Below are 17076 nucleotides of genomic sequence, written 5' to 3'. Positions count from 1 at the left end.
TCTTTTACCTAATTTAGTCTCGTGTCTCAAGAGTGGCAGATACTATACCTAGTCCTTTGGAGTTCTGTGCAGAGGCGGTACTAGCAACAACGCGAACGGTAGCAATGTAATTCTGAGTGTCTTCCGGTTGCGCGCCGCCTGAATAGATGTCAATAACAAGCGGGAAACGGACGATCCAGTATGGTTCGCCTGCAGCAGTACGGCCTTTTTGCTCAATCTTAGCAGCTGATGTTGCTCCAGCTTGCAAAGTTAAAGCCTTCTTCTTAACAAAGTCTAAAATCTCAATGGCAGCCATCGCATTAATGGTGTCGATACGACCTTTTGGCGTGTACCAACGATCAAGCGTGTCATTGATTTGTTTTTCATGGTTAACATAATCAAAAGTGTATAAATTAAGAATGCCGTCTTTTGCAAAGTCAGCGATTGATACATCGGTGATGTTTGGATTGTTTTCAGGAGTAACTTCACAAATCGCTTTATTGTCGTAGGTTGGAATGTATCTAGTCTTTGGATAAGACATGAAAGCGGCAAGCAACACAGCGACCAATATCGCTAGGCAAATACTTACCAAACAAGAAAGGAAGAAGTTACGACGATAGTTTTTGATGTTTTCAGTAAGATGAGCATTTTCACGAATAACACCACCTACGCCATAAGCCTGACTTAAAAGCACTGCTGCTTCGTCAGAATGGTCTTTAGGATAGATAGTTTTCTCATCTAACGCGTGAGTCTCATCTTCGTTTAAACCCTGATTAGTTTCAAAGAAGTCATCATCAACACCTGGCACCGGAGTAAAATCTTCATCGAAATACTCTTCATCCGAGTAATCTTCATCTGAGTGATCGTCTTCGTAGTTGGTGTCATAAACAGGCTGATTATCATCTTCTAGGTCATTAGTGTTAAAATCTTGCTCTATCGAACCCTTTTCGATTGAAATTTTGCCATCGTTTTCAATAGCGTCTTGACCGGCCGGCGAATTGTCTTTTGGGGTATCCATATCATCCTGTTTTGCATTTGAGTTGTCGTTTGGTGTAATCATGGCAGTACCTACCCTAGTATTCAGTAACGATCGAGCCATCAGGCTCAATGATGCACGATAGATAAGTTCCATCGTCAAAAACAATGCGTTCGTAGTCTGTAAAGAAAACCAACATAATCAAGGCGCAAAAAACACATATACCTAAAGCGACATTTAAGACGCTAGAGAGTTTAATAAGTGTTTTTAGGATGCTGAGTTGCTGGGTTTTGGCTCTTTTGTTTTCGAGGTAGGAACTACTAGGCTTGCGCCACTTACTGTGGATGTCAGTATTGGGAGGCTCCGGCTTGTAAAGGACAAACCGATCGGTATCTGCTTTATTTTTGTTAAAAAAAGACATGTCGTTGGCTCAGTATGTGGCTAAAATTGTAATATATTTATTTAAGTTTGTTTAAATTGTGTATGATTATAATACAAACTTACTACTAAAAAAACTTTATAAACATATTTTTTAAAAAAAATTTATTTATATGCGGTAAAATGCATGCGTATATCTAACTAAATCAAAACTAACTATTATCGAAGGTACACTATGACAGCCGATTACGCTAACAGGTTTGAGGTTATGCGTGAGAATATACACAAAAAAAACCCATTACCGACAACCATTTTCAACATAATGTCAGGCTTGCACATTAGTCAGAAGCTGGCATGTCAGATGTGCTATGACATTAAACGCAGCAACATCAGAACGTACCTAAGAAAAGAGTTGGAGAATCCAGAAGATATACCAATTGGTTCGCCAATTACTCCTATGCCTTACAACATGTGGAGATACTTTAAACTTAATTGCGCGGTATTTGCTGATAGATATGCGCACCCAGCAACATATAACGGAACGAATTCTAAGTACTCAGGCAAACCTTTACTACACATAAGCCTAGATTATATTAGGTTTTTGAATAATTGGTATAGCATACGCGCCAGTATTTTTAACGAAAAGAAATATCTAGGCCTATTTCTTGATAAATCCGACTTAGAGCCTGACGAACCAGGTATAAAGGTCTTGCTTGAAAAAGGTGATGAGCTTGCCAGTATTTACGGGTTTAGTACAGCAGAAGATTTCTTTGAAGCAAAATTACTATATCCAGAAAAAAACAAGGTGACGCTTGAAGAGGTGTTTTAGCGGTTACTACTAACAAAAAAAAGCCCTCATTAATTGAGGGTTTTTTAGTATTAATTTTTAGGTTATTAAGATTCAACAAATGCGATACTCTTATGTTTCGGGCTAAAGAAGAATCCATTTTCGGCCAAAATCTCAATAGTTCTGGCGTACAAGTTGGTTTTCTCAATACTCTGCTGTTTCGACTTTCCAGAAACAGTAGTGGCATTTTCAGGATCAATGTTTTCTTCGATTAATATCTTAAGCGTGTGCATTGGTGATATTAAATCAGTATTTAGTGTTGCTCTCGCCTTCTGTGTCTCATAAGCGAAGTACAAAAGACTTTTTAGCATCGCCTTAGCTTCACGGAAAAGACCCGTTTTAATCTTCATATTAATAACTCTTATGACGATCTTGATAAGCTCATCGATACTTTCAATCTCAATTGGTGCAGGTGGATATTTAAAACGCAGGCGAGTTGTCCAATAAGACTGCGATAGGTTTGATACGTCATTCAGTTGGCGGTATGTAAGGCCGCTAAGACCTCGCATTGAACGCCCAAAAGCGTTTGGTAACGTGTGGTATTCAATATCTAATAAGTTACTAGTGGCCTTTTCAACGTACAAACCCCAACGCTCAGAGTCCATCAATACACACTCATCAGTAGACTCACAGTTTCTGTATGTCGATAAGCGCGTACTGATTAGATTGGCTGCTTTAGTTTGCGTAAGTCCTATCCAATGCCTCATAGCCGCCACCTGAAAAGGCATAGGCGTTTGACCATCACTCATAATATAAAAGTCGATATCATCGAGCAAATCAACTCTCTCAGTATCTTGTTCCTCTACTGCTGAATCTAAACTACTAATAGCCCATTGAACTAAGGGCATATTGCGTCTTTTTGCTGCTTCATGCCATGTAGGTTTTTCTAACTCCAAAATTTCAGGCTTTGCAGAAGTAGCAGTCTGAGGGTGCTGATGTGTCATTTGTAAGGATCTCTTGATTTGCTTGCTATAATTTTATGTGAGGTAAGGATAAAAGCGAGTTCAATGTAAAATATTAGGGTTTTTTTGCATAAACCTTCCATGTTCCATTGTCTGCCATCGGGTTGTTGTAGGCATTTTTATACTTCTTAATCTTACGCTCTATATTATTAATGACCTGAAAGGCACTAATGTCATGGGCAGCCACGATAAGACCAGTTGTATAAAATTGGGTAATATGCGTATCTTTTTCAGGCTTTTGAGTGATCGTGTTAAAAAAATGCATTCTAGCACGAAAGTCCACAAACTCCCGATGGCACACAACCCGGCGATCAGGGTTTTCTTCAAAGAATTTAATGATATTCTTTTCGTCTTTTTTATCAAACTCACCGCATCTTGCTAATACCGCTGTAGCACTACCAAAAGAAATTGAATCTTTAGCAGGGTTTTTAGAGATGCTGACACGAGTGACGTTATAAAATATCTTAGGTAGTTTTAATTTAGCTGGTAAATTAGCATGTTTGAATAAATTCGCTTGAGGATAAAACTTATGAGCGAGATCAAAAGCCTCTTTATATTTAAGGTGGTAGCTCTTTACATCCTCTTGAGTTCCGAGCCATATTGGAATGTCGGTATCAAGCAAGACAAGTCCATCCTCAATAGCGGGCGGGTAAAAGCTTGCGCGTTTCTCTAAGCACAAATCTTTAAGTTTGCTCAGCATCATTGCGGCATCAACTTCGGATAAATTATCCGGAATAACCAGGGGTGCATTGCGAGACATAGCATACCTACTTTTAAGTTATAAAGTAACTTAGACAACATATATTTTTCATTATATATTATAGTAACGAGATTTACACAAAACATTTACATTAGTTCTTTCAATTTAAAAGGTTAGTTATGTTAGAGAGAGAGTTCATACCTACAGAACACGCTAATTTAGGTGATAATTTTGAAAGAATAAAGAATAATATGGCTCCTAAGACCAGAGCCAACTATTCCAAGAAATTTAAAAATATAATTGAACGCATTACAAAAAGTAGCGACGGATCAGCCAAGGCAAATTACAATAATTTATTAAAAGAACTAGAGATTATTGAGCATAAGCGAGAAACCGGCTTACTTAAGCGGCCCTCTATGCGCCAATATAAAGCAAGTATCTTATATGGGTTCACCATGTGCTACGAGTACATGAAGGATGCGAATGCTAACGGTGTGGGCCATGACGATGAATACAATCAGATATTTTCTTCCCTTGCAAAAACATTAAGCGTTTACGATCTGAACAAATTATATGGAAGAGTGAGCAACTGGAGCTCTGAGGCATCAGATATTGCAAAAAACCTAGATAATATGGCGCACTTGAGATCAAATACTAGCTCAAGAAAAGCCAAGCTTTTTGATGAAGGTCTTTTAAGCATTCTCTTATCTGGGGATGAGCCCAGATTAGATTTATTAAGAATGTTTTTGCGGGTTAATATGATATTAGGATTACGGCCAAATGAATGGTATTCATGCAAAGTAATCACAGCAGAAGAGATGGAACGATTGAAAAATGAAAGCAGCTCCCCTATAGGTCGCCATACAAACGCGTCATCAGAGGATGCAACCTTTATTAAGCAAAGCCTAGCTTTTTTAGAGCTGCCCTATCCTGGCATTGAGAGCAGTGTCAAAAAACCAAGTGATGATGCGCCAGTGCTTGTAGTAAAAAACTCTAAGGACTCTCACGGTAGAGCAAATGGCAGCTTCCGGTACATACTTCTAGATAAGATGGATGATGAAAACTTGGAGCGCGTTCACTCTTTAATAAGTATGTTGCACCAGAAAAAAGAACTGGTGGCCAAAGAGCGCGATATCGCTGCAGATGAAGATTGTTTTGACAACTATGTAATGCAACCACTACAAAATCAGCTGAAATACGAGCTTGAATCCAACCCTGCTTGCCAAATTATTATCGATCGCAGCTACAGAAAGAAATTGGCCAGCTATATTAATGAGAAAACAAGGGCGATAAAACTGGGTAAGAACTGGAGTCGGAAATCACCAATAAAAATGTATCCAACTCTTTATAGCACAAGGCATCAAGCAGTGAGTAATGCCAAAGCATCTTTGATGAATCCTGTTTTAATGGCGGCTTTGTTTGGGCATGCCTCTATCGTGACTGCAGAGCGACACTACGGCAAGCAAAGTGATGGTTGGGGTGGAAGTATGGTAGAGCCGCATCCGGACTCTATTATCAACGTGGTTAATGGATTGACAGAGAATCAAATATCAAATTGCTTAGCGCTGGCAAGTACTGCTGAGATTTTAGATGTGTGCAATCAAATAGAGTCTGACAACAATATCGCTGCAGAACCCTCTGATAGTAGCGATGCTGATAGTGAATTAGACTTATTAATGAGTAACAGCAATGTTATTCATGTTAAACTTAACAGTGCTATAAGAGCGACTGCTAGTAACGGCTCCAATAATATCGGAGCAGACAGAAAAGGTCGTCAAAAATCAGCGCGTAAGCCTGTAACACGCAAAAAATAAGTCGTTCAGAAATGAGAAACAACACGGGAAATAAGTAATGACAGAGCCGTCCACCACAATCAACAACAAAGAATGGCGATTAATTGGTGTCACCAAACAGTTTGTTCGTACCAGAGTTTTGCATGACGACGACATCATACAAAGCATAGGCTCTGGCATGGTGAGTTTCGCCTGTGATTTGGATTCACCAGGTAAAGTAAAACAGATCTCGATACCAGTCACCATATCAGGTAGTGGCGCAACTTATGATGAGATTTGGGATGGCAATATCCGCGTAGACTCAAGACAACACACCCATGTTGCCATAGTGAATAACGGGGAAGTAGAGTCATTAAAGCAGCTGGAATATCAACTAGAAGAGTTTGAGGTCATCGTAGACGCCCTAACCTCTCCAGATCACATTAAAAGAGAAATCTTTAAACAAATGGGTTATGAGCCCAACTTTATCCGATTAGATGTTGTTGATAGTGGTGGCGAAGTTCTATCGTTACCAACACGGTTTCTTCCTACAGTTTACACGCAGGCCAAAGAGGTTTGTACTGTTGTTAAGCACACTCAAGAAATTGCAGAGTATGGCTATGAGTTTAAGGTTCGAGGCCCTTACACGCATTATCTTGTGTTGATAACACCCCTCAATAAATGGGTGGTTTGTGCCCGTACGGCAGACAGTAAAGAGCCTCTACCAACGTCAGAAACTATAAATGAGAAAGTGGTTTATTTTGAATACAAAAACGAAGATAAGGTCATAGAATACTTACTAGAGGTAGGTTTTGACGAACATGATGAAGACTTGGATTATATTACAGAGAAAATGCTTGAGGCATCAATGTCTCAAAGGCAGTAGGTAGACAGATACACCAAAAAAAACCCAGTAAAATTAATTGTACTGGGTTTTTTGTTATCAGAGCGATTGCAAAATACCATTCTTACAAACTAGTAGGTACTTCACGCATTAATCTCGATAGTTGGCGATCTTAAGGCACGTTCTGTACTTACTTCGGTAAAGACACGGTTTTGTGCAGTGCGTCTTTTGCGCAGACGCTTATCTACAGCCAATAAGGCCTGTAAATAGACCGTCAGGACGTAAGACCAAGTATCACTAGGCATCGCCTCAAAATGAGTAAAGGAGGTCATTGTGGCGAGATTACGACGCAAATCGACGACCGATATACCAAGAAGTTTTGCAAAATCAGGCTGCTTCAATCCAGTGTCTGCATGAATAATAGCTAAGTTATATGGTGAATAACCAAAATCAGGCAGTTCATCACGTAAATTAATACCTTCTTTATCAAGATGCTTTTGTGCAGCGATCAACAAGTTTTCATATTTGATGTAATCAAGATCTTTGGTATTGTTTTTAGCGTCAGTACTCTCTTGAGCATCAATTTTCACACTCTTTAATATGCTATTGCTCACATCTTTGCCTAACAAAGACAACACCTTCTTATAGTTGGCTGATGTGTAACCAAGGCCTACAACCTGAGCTTCTGGGTTAAGCTCCCCTATCTCTTCAATCATAGACAAATCGGGCTTATGCTTAGCATAAACGGTCATTTTTATTCTCCTTAAGTTTACTATTTGTAGATTATATCATTTTAAAATAAATAGTCAATAATAAAGTTTATTGATGTTAATTTTAATAAAATACATTGACTTATACGCCTCTAATTGCTATATTAAAAATAACAGTAATAAGAGGGTTTATCGATGCAAAGGTTAATGAGAAAAACCATTAAACCGACCACTAAATACAAAGTAGCCGTTGCTGCTATGAACGAGCTAGGCTTCGATGATCTAGTGGCCAAAGCCACAAAAGTCTACGGGCATTCACCATACGCTTTTGCACGTATTGGTTTGTATCTTAAGTACAACGAGCAGATGGTATCTAGAGTCAAAAAGAAAGGTGTTGATGTCTTTGTTGACCAAGTTAAAGGCATGACAGTCGATGCGATTGTTGAACACTTAGCTAAAGGTAGCAAGAACAGCCCAGGTGTTGAGATCCATAGAAACAGTTGGATTAGATGGGCGACCCCAAAACATAAATATCAGTCAAACAATATGTACTATGAAACTTGGGTATTGGTTCGCGACTCATTGAATGAGTTATTAGCCAAGACTAATCGTAGCATTCAAGATTTTACAAATGGTCCTACATATAGCCCTGAAAACCTTACAGCACTCCGCGAGGCAACTGGCCTTAGTACAAACGAGTTCGCAGAAATCATTGGCGTAGCTAACGGTTCTGTTATTGAAGAGCTTGAGAGTACCGATGTATCTGTGAATAAACGCGGCATGGGTTATGACGACTGGTCTATGGTGCTAGATCGAGTACATACTGCTTTAAAACTTAAGTCAGACTTAAAGCATGACAATCACGACCTTGCGATGGCAAACTAAGCCAAAGCAAGGTGGATAAAACCACGCAGTAATAATGCAATTAAACAGTAAGGCATTAGCCTGCAATTTAAACTAATTAATGGAGTACGTTATGAGTGAAACAACCGGAAAACGCATGCGAATCAGCCGAAAAAAACCTGAGCCGAGCCCTGTTATGACAATGAAAATGCAAAGATCTGCTATCTTTGAATTACTCGATGTCCAAGAAGATCGAAGCGGTGTTTCTATACTAAGCAGTAGCAAGAACCTATTGAAAAATATAGAAGACATGAATGAAACCCGTAAAGATATGGGCAAGGTAGAATGGGTCACACATGACAAATTGTTGAAGAATCTGGAAAGATGCGCTGACTTAGAAGAAGAGTTGAAACAATATGGATTAGCAGGTTCGCACTCTCCAAGCTTGTTCTTAAGCAAAATTCAAAGCGGTGCTGATGATGATCTTAAATACGAAACATTGATCGAAGCCGAAAAAACAGCAAAGAAAGACCTTGAACACTTTATTCAAAATGCTAAAACCGACAAGGCTATTTCTGGCGATTCTGTCACAAAATTTAAGTCTGAAATTCAAAAACTTATTAGCTTGCAAGAAAATTATCATTACTTAGAAGCTACTCAAGGCTTCTTTTGCTTCGAAGTGTTATCTGCTTACCATTCAAGCTTAACAGATGCTGTTGAGTCGCTGAGCAAGCAAGGCAAGTCTGTTCACTAAATAATCAACGTAATAAAGAAAAGCGGCGCATATTGCGCCGCTTTTTTGTGGAAGTAACTTTTCAAATGACAGGGTTGGTAGTGTTTCATCAAAAAGTGTGGTGGACAGCTAACAAGCCCCGAGAACATCCGCGTTACTTATTAGCACTAACCCACCTAATCACTACTCATCACCAATGAATATGTCGTATATATTGGACAACAAACCCTCTTGATGATACAACCATTTGGTTTTTAAGGTTTGATCATGTATCAAGGTATTATCATTAAAAGCATCAAATATCGGGACTAATGGTAGAGCCATGGTTAAAAACATTGCGGCACACAGGTAAATTACCGCTACTTTTTTGGACGTGCGTTGTTTGATTACGGAGAATAGGAAAATCACAATGTTAAAAATCAAAAAGAACGCAGACAATCCCATACCAACCATCGGCATCACTACAGCTTTATAAGCCGCCCTACCTATAGCTTCCGGCTGTTCTAAGTGAGCAGGCGGCCTGGTGCCAGTCCTTTCAGCCATCTCATAGCCAGTCTCAGAGCTATCTGATGGACTATAATCTAGATAAGTTGGAATAAATGATTCTGGTAAGCTATCAACAATAACTGCTGCTTTCTTTTCAGCATAACCAGGATCATAAGGGTATATATCCTTAACACTTGACGCCGCATTTTCTTTGTAGAAACGCTTTACGTCAGGGTGCTTTGTGAAATAACTAAAACGGGCGTCTTCATCTCTACTTGTATAGGGCTGTATGGTTGTCTTGAAGCCAAACAACTTATCAACTCTTTTACGCCATTCTTTGTCTGCACGCTCTTTTGAGAAGCGAGTGCCTTCTTGCCATTCGAAAGATCCAGGCAAGAAAAAGTTCTCATACACCTGAACCAACATGGTTTTTCCATAAGAAACATTTTCAGTATGCGTATCAAGGAAGCGGTTATTACTTAACAGACACTCGTAATGATCCTTTACCAAAGCTTTATACTTATCAGCATTTTGTGGCGCTGTCTTTAAAGCTGTATATGCAAAGAAAGCCCTGTTCAAACCATCAGTCATGCCAAGCGCTTCTCGGCTGGCAGGAACACAGTCTTTATAGGCAGCGCGGTAGTAATGTTGATACGTGTAATAATCTTTGTCTACGTTGTTGAAGGCGCTGTCAGCCTTGCTATTAAAAGGGTACAGGAACTTTTCATGTGGCTCTAACGGCGAAATCCTAACTTGCGAGGAAGTATTAGAAAAGTCGTAATAAGGAACAATGGTCCTTTGTACGGTGGCCACAAGTAAGGCGCGGTTTTGCTCATCAAGCGTCGAGGAATCAACGATCTTATTTATAATTTGATGCTGCAGAAAAAAACTAAATGGAATGCAGACAACGCAAAGATATCGAAACACCTTTGATGGACTGCGTAACTTTCCTGCCATGTAAGGGTTTCTATCAATCATCTCTGGAGTAACGACTGTCAATCTAGTTAAGACGAGCGCCATGCCCATCCCAGTAACTATTTTTCCCCAAAACTCTAATGAATCAATAGCCATTAGGTTGCTTGAAGTGGATAGCTGATAATAGATATTGTAGTTAATTATAACCTCAATAATAAAATACATTAACGTTAGGATACCCATAATAGCTACGTTAATGCTTGCTTCCTGCTTTGCATAATACATCTAACACCTTCTTATTTATTTTGTTAATTGACGGCTAATTTGCAACATCAAATATTGAATCACAATCGACGCATAGTATATTCATCGAGGGCTTACCCCAGAGATTACTCTTGCAGGTTGGGCATTGGTATTTTGTTTTATTAAAATCATACTTAGGCTTTGTGTCTGGAACACCTACTATGTCAGTCATGTCTTTTAATGGCTCAGTAACTAAGTGAGACAGTGCATCTTCAAATACATGTTTTGATGTTAGGTCTTCTACAACACCATTCCCTAACGCTAGAACGTCATCTGTAGGCAAAATATCATCATCAAGTTCATCTTCATGGCTGTATTCACCACTATAAATGCCAATATTTTCACTGCTGTAATTGTCATAACCATCAATATGGTGGTCAATATCATCAGTAAATGAAGTAGCGTCTATGATATTAAAATCACTGGCATTACTGGCGTCACTAGCATCGGCTTTTTTAAGCGATGTAAGGCTATCATCCCTGTCGGTTTTTGGGGCAGATTTAGGGGTATCTTTTGGCTCTAATGGTACGTTTTCTGCTTTCTTTGAGACCGATGGCTTAATAGAGTCTTGTTCGAAGTCTTTGTCGGCATCTTTGTCATCATCATTCTCGATACCATGATCATGATCATAATCATCGACATCTATTTTTAAAACCTCTGATGGTTGTCGAGCAGCATCGTACCCAATAGCTTTAGATTGCCAACCTTCATAATACTCGGTGAGCGACTGGTTTTTCTTCACACATTCAAGCAATAACTGGTTTCTAAGTTTGAGCACATCAGCATCATCAATTGTTGCGTCAACTAGATTTATGAAATTGCCCTCTAGAAAGAAATCAACAGCTGCGGCTTCAAATGCACCACCGGCTATCAAATAACTAGACATCTTCTGACCCACTTTTTTACCGCCTGGCAGACCCGTACTCGATGGCATCAGACCTATTGATTCCATTTTGTCGCCCCACTCTGTGTTGTGGTATCCAGGACGACTTGCTTCACCATAGGTTTTTTGCCATAGATGCACCATCTCCTTAACAAGTGTTATATAAATTACCAATGGTGTGCTTTGAACTATTATTTGAGGATTGATGGCGATTGAATGCACATAGACACCATCAGTAGCTTGCCAACTAGCAGCCTTGAAAAGCCCAGCGACTTGTTTTTTGTTTGTCAATTCGAACATGATTTTTGGCAAAGCACCATCAAACAGACGGTCATTGAAGAAAACAAAGGCATCATCAAGATGGCCATAGAAATCTAAAGTAGGGTTTTTGGATGTAGATGCAGCACTCATACAAGACCTTAATGTCAATATTTGCTATCTGTTTAGTACCAAACATGAAGCAAAATGGTTGGATTTATAAAAAAGCTATTGGGGTAATTGTATTTTATCACACAATAGCCTAATTGTTATTCTTTTTAATATTAAAAAGGCGTTTACCCTTTTCTTTTATGGTTATTTATACTACAATAAACACTATTCATTTTAATACTTTTAGGTTGGTATTATGCGAAACTCCTACAAAAGAGTGTTTGGTATAAGAAATCCTAACGACTACCCTTTTGCAGTGGCGGGTATTCTCAACAGGGTTCTTAATCACACCTTGAATAACTCTGACATGAACAAAATGTTAGATTTGAGCTGGGGTGACTATGTAGCCGTAAAAGAGCATACAGGTGTTGATTTGCGGGTAGCTTTAACAAAGAAATCAGATGTTGAGATATTTCATAAAGATGAAGCAGAAAGATACATAAGATTATCGTATAAAAGCTATGAAGTTCACTTGTATTTCGATGAGCAAGTAAAATCAAAGAAGAGCTTTAAGAAGAAGAAAAGTAGATTCAAGACACCACTACCTGAAAGCTCTGTATTTGACGAGATACTAACAACTTCGCAAGAACTACTTAAAATCCCTGGCCTATCGCTATCTGATTTTGTATTTGTAGATACAGAGACAACTGGGTTATTCAACGCCGATCATGTTATAGAGCTTGGTGCCGTCGATAGTAATGAAGTGATACTCTTCGACAGCATACTAAAGCCAAAGCGCAAGCGAAAAATACATCCTATGGCAGTCAAGGCTCACGGAATAACCGAGAATAAACTGGTAGGTAAACCACGATTGATTGACGTACAAAATGACGTGATGAGATGCTTAGAAAACAAATATGTTGTCTTTTACAATGCTAGATTTGATGTCGGGAAGATGTTAAAAAGTAGTGATGGCCATATTTTTGATAGCTGTGCTGGCGTGATATGCTTAATGAAGATTTATAAGGATTATCACAAGAAGTCTAAAAACACTTCCCTAATCAAAGCCTGTGACAGTTATGGAATAACATACAATGATGTGCCTAACCACAGAGCAGTTGGTGATGCGATAAAGACAGCTAGACTTTGTTCAGTGCTGTTTCAAGATATGATTGATGGGCGTGATTATATCAACAACACCCCTGTAGAATGGTAGTATAAAAGATAAGTAAAAGCACTTTCATTACTAACAGGTTATAACCGTTGGTAATTAAAAATTTAATTAAGGAAATAATATGAAAAACGATATCGATGCCATTCTTGGTCGTTACAATGCGCAAGGTAATTCTGAGATTATCACCATCCCTGACTACTTATTCAAAGAAGAAAGACCTGCATGGAGCAAGTATTGTCTGCAGCGGGCAATAGAAAGCAATCAGCAAGGGCCTCAGACTAATAATCTGGTTATTTGCTATGAAGAAAAGGATAAATCAAACCCAATTTTCTTAACTTTAAATATCCCAGTAATTATCAATCAAACAATAGCTGGCGTTTGGATGGAAAGAGATCTTGAAAAAACAGATAAACTCTTAATTGGCGAATCTAAGAAAGGTGATTTTAAAAACCTATTTATTGCTGATCGATTAGCTATTGGAGGAAATATTATCGAGCAGTCTCAGGTAGTCCGATGCCAACCTATAACTTCTTATAAGGTTTATGAACTAGGTAGTAATAGTAAGCAGTCTTATCATGTTCTAAAAACATTAGGCGGTCTCGATGAGGTTTTCAAGATACTATCCAAAACAAATAAGACTTAATAAAAAACAGTTAGCCCTACCCATAAAAACACCTTTCAAATAAAAGGTGTTTTTTTGTTTTAAAAACAAATCATAAGGATTATGTTTTCTGCAATAGGTTTTTTTCAGACCTTTTTCTATTAAAGAATAAAATAAATTGGAGCATGACAAAGTAGATAAGCAAAGTTAGACAAGTTAAAAGCCCTCTCGCCTGATTGTACCCCTCATTTATAACTCTAGTTTCATTGTAACTTTTTATGTACTTACCATTTACTTCGAGAGACACCATTTGAGGATAAGAATTTTTATAGCCTAAAACGCTCTTTAATTTATACCAGCCAACAGTAGCAACACTTCCTTTAATTGGCGCAAGAAGTGACGCATCCAAACACTGATTAGAAACAGGATCAGCCTTCATACTGTATGCACATCCGAAAGTTATCTGATCTTTAAGGGTTGCAGAAGGAAGTACACTAATGGTTGCTATGCCATCATTACTATCAACTCCAACGAGCCCAAATGTGTACTGCATCTCTTCTTGAGAAGGTGTTAATTTCCAGTGCATTGCGGTATCAAGGACAGTATAAGTAGAAGCTACAATAAATAAAGATATGTAGAAATATTTAGACTTAGACGACTTAACAGGGCTTTTTTTTATATGGGTTTTCATTTTTCAACTCTCTTAAATGCAAAGGTTTCAGCCTACGCAATGCTTATTCTGATAAGCCAAACTACAAGCTTTCTCGCTAATTTTCCGCGCAGCAGCTAGCATTGCTTGATATAAACAGGCGTAATATAGAGCTATATACATCGTAAAATAATCATATAGCAACTTCTCAATAGTTATTATACTTTAAATTGCTTTAATATACTTTAACTTTATAGCTTTAATAATCTTTATTTTTCATTAATTTGCTTTAAAATTAATGAAAATAGTCAAATTTCGCTTGCATCTTCTTTAAAATGCTTTAATATTGTCTAAAGTAACACAACGGGGAAAGATTGATGGCTAAGCCTAAACTCACAAAAGAGGCAATCAGGTACATAGCAAGCCTATATAACTCCGAAACGGAAAATCATACATTTTCAGAGATCAAAAATAAGATTAAAGAGAAGTATGGGATTGAAGTTTCTTTGCAGGCGGTTCAGCAGAACTACCACAAATATATGGAGGATTTAAATAAAGGTAAGAAGGTTGCAAACCTCGTAAGTATTCAGAATAAGAATGCAGAAGCGAGTAAGAAATCTGATGATATTAGGCCTACGCCAACATCATCATCAACATCAACATCATCAACATCTAACATATTTGGTGCGTTCACTGCTAAAAAGCAGGCGGAGTCTGCAAAAAGCGTACAGTATCAGGACTTAGATGATCTTGGTGTGACATCAAATGAAATTAAAAAATTACTACTAAAGGCAGATAAATAATATGAACACTAACAACATAGCTCACTTCGTACTACAATCTAAAGGCGGTGCTGGAAAATCTGTTTGCAGCTCAATCTTGGCTCAATATTTGAGCGAGCAAAATAAAGAAACCCTTTTGATTGATACTGATCCTAGTAATAAAACTCTGGGTAGCTTTAAAGGTTTAGATGTAGAAGAAATTCAAGTCCTAAGTAAAAGTAAAATTGTAGATCAATCTGCTTTCGATGGTTTTGTAAATAAATTTATGTCAGTAGATTCAGCCATGCTCGTAGACACAGGTAGCGGCGATTTTTTACCTATTAATAGTTATATTTTACAAAATGAATTGCCTGAAATTTTTCAAGAAAACGGAAAGCAAATGGTTATTCATTGCCCGATTAACTTTGGTCAATCAGAAGAAGAAACAATTAAATGTTTAATTGGGATTGTAGCAAATTATCCTAACACTCCTATTGTTGTATGGGAAAATGAATTCTTTGGAATTAACACTAATGAATTTAGAGAAACTGTATTATTCAAACAAACGAATAATATCATTGGTTCAATCAAAATTCGTAAGATGCTAACAGATACAGAAGAATGTGATTTTTCATACATGCTAAAGCAATCACTTACTTTTAATCAAGTAAGTAAAGCTACTGATAGTAACTATTGGGGATTTATACAAAAAACGCGTATAAATCGTATCAAAAAAGAAATCTGGGAACAGTTGGATGATCTATTTGATACATTCCATTCTTTATCTATAGCAAATGAAACATCTGATGCTGAACAAGTAGATCCTAAAAAAGTTAGCAAAAAAGCCTAACAAATAATTGGTGAGTCGAATGTTTATTCGGCTCACTTTTTTAATTTACTTCATGCGTATGAGTGGCTGTCAGTGATGCATGACGATTGATATAGGTTCAATTATGAGCGATCAAGAAAATACTGATGAACGCAACAACGAGATTAGAAACAAGGTTTTTAATACTACGGGGATGAAAATTTCTGCTGACGATCCTATAGTGCAGCTAATCAAAGTGCAACAGTCATTTATAGACGCTAGTTACGCCCTTGCATCCGAGGAACTCAAGCTAATAGCATCTGAGATAAAGGCTGATATTGATAATCACAATAGAAATGCATTAGAAATGCTTGATAGTAAAATAAACGACTTGAACAATCTCCATTCTAAGTTAGAGCTAATACTTGATAAGTCGCAAGAAAAGAAGGTGAACTACTATCCAATCTTTTATATTGTAATTAGTATCCTATGTTCATCATTAGCAGCATACATAGTGGCAAGCGCCTTTAAAGTACAATAGAAATGACTCATGCAGAAAAAAGCCTATATTTATAATATAGGCTTTTTTTATGGGTAACGAGTTATAATATACCTAAATATACCAAAAAAATAGCAAATACATAAAAAGCAAATACCCATCGGCCGATGATATCTCTGGTTGTTAATCGGTCGATTTATAGTCTTTTTTATACTTCGTATAAGACGGTTGATTTATTGGTTCTTTTTGAGGATCGGTCGATCTGCAGAAGCATACAAATACCAGGTATGTCTATTTAGCAATATACCTAAATATACCAAAATATACCAAAAAAAATAGCAAATATATAAAAAGCAAATACCCATCGGCCGATGATATCTCTGGTTGTTAATCGGTCGATTTATAGTCTTTTTTATACTTCGTATAAGTTCGTATAAGACGGTTGATTTATTGGTTCTTTTTTCGCTACGCTGTGTTTATGGTTCCCATAAAACGGTTGATCGTATCTTGCATTTATTAAACGGTCATTTTTAAGGTGCTTCTTGGGTAGACGGTTCTCGTATAACTATGATTGGTCAGATGGTCGTTATGCGGCTCTTCGTAGGTAGACGGTTCTCGTATAGCTATGATTGGTCAGATGGTCATTATGTCTCTCTGTAGATGGTTTGTTTGATTGTCTGCTCATTCGATTGTCTTCTGCTGATATGTCTGTCTGTAGATGTTTTATTTATTTCGTCAGTGTATCAATTCTCTTCTGTTGATGTGTCTCTCTGTAGATGTTTTATTTGATTGTTGGCTCATTTGATTCTTTTCTGCTTAAATTTCTTTCTGCAGATGGGTTATTGATGTCGTTTGAGACTTACTTGGCTTCACTTGTTATTGCT

17 protein-coding genes are annotated in these 17076 nt (G+C 37.7%); 10 read left to right on the top strand and 7 right to left on the bottom strand.

The genetic code is table 11. The annotated features are described in order from the left end of the window. Window positions 1–13: 13 nt before the first annotated feature. Complete coding sequence (locus tag B2863_RS07035; RefSeq protein WP_296208648.1) at window positions 14–1039, bottom strand: DotI/IcmL family type IV secretion protein; 1026 nt, start codon at window positions 1037–1039, stop codon at window positions 14–16. A 529-nt stretch (window positions 1040–1568) separates the two neighbouring features. Between B2863_RS07035 and B2863_RS07030 the strand changes: the two genes are divergently transcribed. Continuing rightward, window positions 1569–2162: a hypothetical protein gene (locus B2863_RS07030; RefSeq protein WP_296208645.1), complete on the top strand. Its 594-nt coding sequence runs from the start codon at window positions 1569–1571 to the stop codon at window positions 2160–2162. Window positions 2163–2227: 65 nt separating this feature from the next. On the opposite strand, the gene B2863_RS07025 is transcribed toward B2863_RS07030, so the two are convergent. Next, window positions 2228–3124 carry a hypothetical protein gene (locus tag B2863_RS07025; RefSeq protein WP_296208643.1) on the bottom strand — a complete coding sequence of 299 codons (897 nt, stop codon included), beginning with the start codon at window positions 3122–3124 and terminating at the stop codon, window positions 2228–2230. A gap of 73 nt (window positions 3125–3197) precedes the next feature. Next, on the bottom strand, window positions 3198–3902 hold the full coding sequence (locus tag B2863_RS07020) for a hypothetical protein (RefSeq protein WP_296208641.1): 705 nt from the start codon (window positions 3900–3902) through the stop codon (window positions 3198–3200). A 119-nt stretch (window positions 3903–4021) separates the two neighbouring features. Here B2863_RS07020 and B2863_RS07015 point away from each other — a divergent pair, with 119 nt between their 5' ends. Then, window positions 4022–5656, top strand: coding sequence for a hypothetical protein (locus B2863_RS07015; RefSeq protein ID WP_296208639.1), 1635 nt, complete (start codon window positions 4022–4024; stop codon window positions 5654–5656). Between the two features lie 37 nt (window positions 5657–5693). After that, on the top strand, window positions 5694–6500 hold the full coding sequence (locus tag B2863_RS07010) for a hypothetical protein (RefSeq protein WP_296208637.1): 807 nt from the start codon (window positions 5694–5696) through the stop codon (window positions 6498–6500). Between the two features lie 101 nt (window positions 6501–6601). Here B2863_RS07010 and B2863_RS07005 read toward each other — a convergent pair whose 3' ends face one another. Then, the gene (locus tag B2863_RS07005; protein WP_296208634.1) at window positions 6602–7210 is read right to left on the bottom strand and encodes a hypothetical protein; all 609 of its coding nucleotides are present in this window, start codon (window positions 7208–7210) and stop codon (window positions 6602–6604) included. A 153-nt stretch (window positions 7211–7363) separates the two neighbouring features. Here B2863_RS07005 and B2863_RS07000 point away from each other — a divergent pair, with 153 nt between their 5' ends. Together B2863_RS07000 and B2863_RS06995 are read left to right on the top strand one after the other, a co-directional pair. Further along, the gene (locus tag B2863_RS07000; protein WP_296208631.1) at window positions 7364–8053 is read left to right on the top strand and encodes a hypothetical protein; all 690 of its coding nucleotides are present in this window, start codon (window positions 7364–7366) and stop codon (window positions 8051–8053) included. Window positions 8054–8144: 91 nt separating this feature from the next. After that, entirely contained in the window at window positions 8145–8765 is a 621-nt protein-coding gene (locus tag B2863_RS06995) for a hypothetical protein (protein ID WP_296208628.1), read from the top strand. A gap of 162 nt (window positions 8766–8927) precedes the next feature. Here the strand turns inward: B2863_RS06995 and B2863_RS06990 are convergent, their stop codons facing one another. Beyond that, window positions 8928–10430, bottom strand: a complete 1503-nt coding sequence (locus tag B2863_RS06990) for a hypothetical protein (RefSeq protein ID WP_296208626.1) — start codon at window positions 10428–10430, stop codon at window positions 8928–8930. A 34-nt stretch (window positions 10431–10464) separates the two neighbouring features. Continuing rightward, entirely contained in the window at window positions 10465–11742 is a 1278-nt protein-coding gene (locus B2863_RS06985) for a hypothetical protein (protein ID WP_296208624.1), read from the bottom strand. 214 nt (window positions 11743–11956) lie between these two features. Here B2863_RS06985 and B2863_RS06980 point away from each other — a divergent pair, with 214 nt between their 5' ends. Next, on the top strand, window positions 11957–12916 hold the full coding sequence (locus B2863_RS06980; protein ID WP_296208622.1) for a 3'-5' exonuclease: 960 nt from the start codon (window positions 11957–11959) through the stop codon (window positions 12914–12916). A gap of 79 nt (window positions 12917–12995) precedes the next feature. Then, a complete protein-coding gene (locus B2863_RS06975) occupies window positions 12996–13517 on the top strand; it encodes a hypothetical protein (RefSeq protein ID WP_296208620.1) in 522 nt (173 codons plus the stop codon). 79 nt (window positions 13518–13596) lie between these two features. On the opposite strand, the gene B2863_RS06970 is transcribed toward B2863_RS06975, so the two are convergent. Beyond that, complete coding sequence (locus B2863_RS06970) at window positions 13597–14166, bottom strand: hypothetical protein (protein ID WP_296208618.1); 570 nt, start codon at window positions 14164–14166, stop codon at window positions 13597–13599. A 335-nt stretch (window positions 14167–14501) separates the two neighbouring features. Between B2863_RS06970 and B2863_RS06965 the strand changes: the two genes are divergently transcribed. The 3 genes from B2863_RS06965 (at window position 14502) to B2863_RS06955 (ending at window position 16234) form a co-directional block, all read left to right on the top strand. Next, complete coding sequence (locus tag B2863_RS06965) at window positions 14502–14927, top strand: hypothetical protein (protein ID WP_296208616.1); 426 nt, start codon at window positions 14502–14504, stop codon at window positions 14925–14927. A gap of 1 nt (window position 14928) precedes the next feature. Beyond that, entirely contained in the window at window positions 14929–15735 is an 807-nt protein-coding gene (locus B2863_RS06960; protein WP_296208614.1) for an ArsA-related P-loop ATPase, read from the top strand. A gap of 103 nt (window positions 15736–15838) precedes the next feature. Continuing rightward, window positions 15839–16234 carry a hypothetical protein gene (locus tag B2863_RS06955; RefSeq protein WP_296208611.1) on the top strand — a complete coding sequence of 132 codons (396 nt, stop codon included), beginning with the start codon at window positions 15839–15841 and terminating at the stop codon, window positions 16232–16234. Window positions 16235–17076 lie beyond the last annotated feature (842 nt).

This window comes from Psychrobacter sp. UBA3480, from assembly GCF_002377945.1.
In the GTDB taxonomy this organism is placed as follows: domain Bacteria; phylum Pseudomonadota; class Gammaproteobacteria; order Pseudomonadales; family Moraxellaceae; genus Psychrobacter.
This window is presented reverse-complemented; position numbering and strand designations above follow the sequence as displayed.

Coding starts and splice junctions, on each gene's coding strand:
- B2863_RS07030 (WP_296208645.1), top strand. CDS start 1,569: ATGACAGCCGATTACGCTAACAGGTTTGAGGTTATGCGTGAGAATATA.
- B2863_RS06955 (WP_296208611.1), top strand. CDS start 15,839: ATGAGCGATCAAGAAAATACTGATGAACGCAACAACGAGATTAGAAAC.
- B2863_RS07010 (WP_296208637.1), top strand. CDS start 5,694: ATGACAGAGCCGTCCACCACAATCAACAACAAAGAATGGCGATTAATT.
- B2863_RS06980 (WP_296208622.1), top strand. CDS start 11,957: ATGCGAAACTCCTACAAAAGAGTGTTTGGTATAAGAAATCCTAACGAC.
- B2863_RS06995 (WP_296208628.1), top strand. CDS start 8,145: ATGAGTGAAACAACCGGAAAACGCATGCGAATCAGCCGAAAAAAACCT.
- B2863_RS06985 (WP_296208624.1), bottom strand. CDS start 11,742: ATGAGTGCTGCATCTACATCCAAAAACCCTACTTTAGATTTCTATGGC.
- B2863_RS07025 (WP_296208643.1), bottom strand. CDS start 3,124: ATGACACATCAGCACCCTCAGACTGCTACTTCTGCAAAGCCTGAAATT.
- B2863_RS06960 (WP_296208614.1), top strand. CDS start 14,929: ATGAACACTAACAACATAGCTCACTTCGTACTACAATCTAAAGGCGGT.
- B2863_RS06990 (WP_296208626.1), bottom strand. CDS start 10,430: ATGTATTATGCAAAGCAGGAAGCAAGCATTAACGTAGCTATTATGGGT.
- B2863_RS07005 (WP_296208634.1), bottom strand. CDS start 7,210: ATGACCGTTTATGCTAAGCATAAGCCCGATTTGTCTATGATTGAAGAG.
- B2863_RS07035 (WP_296208648.1), bottom strand. CDS start 1,039: ATGATTACACCAAACGACAACTCAAATGCAAAACAGGATGATATGGAT.
- B2863_RS07020 (WP_296208641.1), bottom strand. CDS start 3,902: ATGTCTCGCAATGCACCCCTGGTTATTCCGGATAATTTATCCGAAGTT.
- B2863_RS06965 (WP_296208616.1), top strand. CDS start 14,502: ATGGCTAAGCCTAAACTCACAAAAGAGGCAATCAGGTACATAGCAAGC.
- B2863_RS07015 (WP_296208639.1), top strand. CDS start 4,022: ATGTTAGAGAGAGAGTTCATACCTACAGAACACGCTAATTTAGGTGAT.
- B2863_RS06975 (WP_296208620.1), top strand. CDS start 12,996: ATGAAAAACGATATCGATGCCATTCTTGGTCGTTACAATGCGCAAGGT.
- B2863_RS07000 (WP_296208631.1), top strand. CDS start 7,364: ATGCAAAGGTTAATGAGAAAAACCATTAAACCGACCACTAAATACAAA.
- B2863_RS06970 (WP_296208618.1), bottom strand. CDS start 14,166: ATGAAAACCCATATAAAAAAAAGCCCTGTTAAGTCGTCTAAGTCTAAA.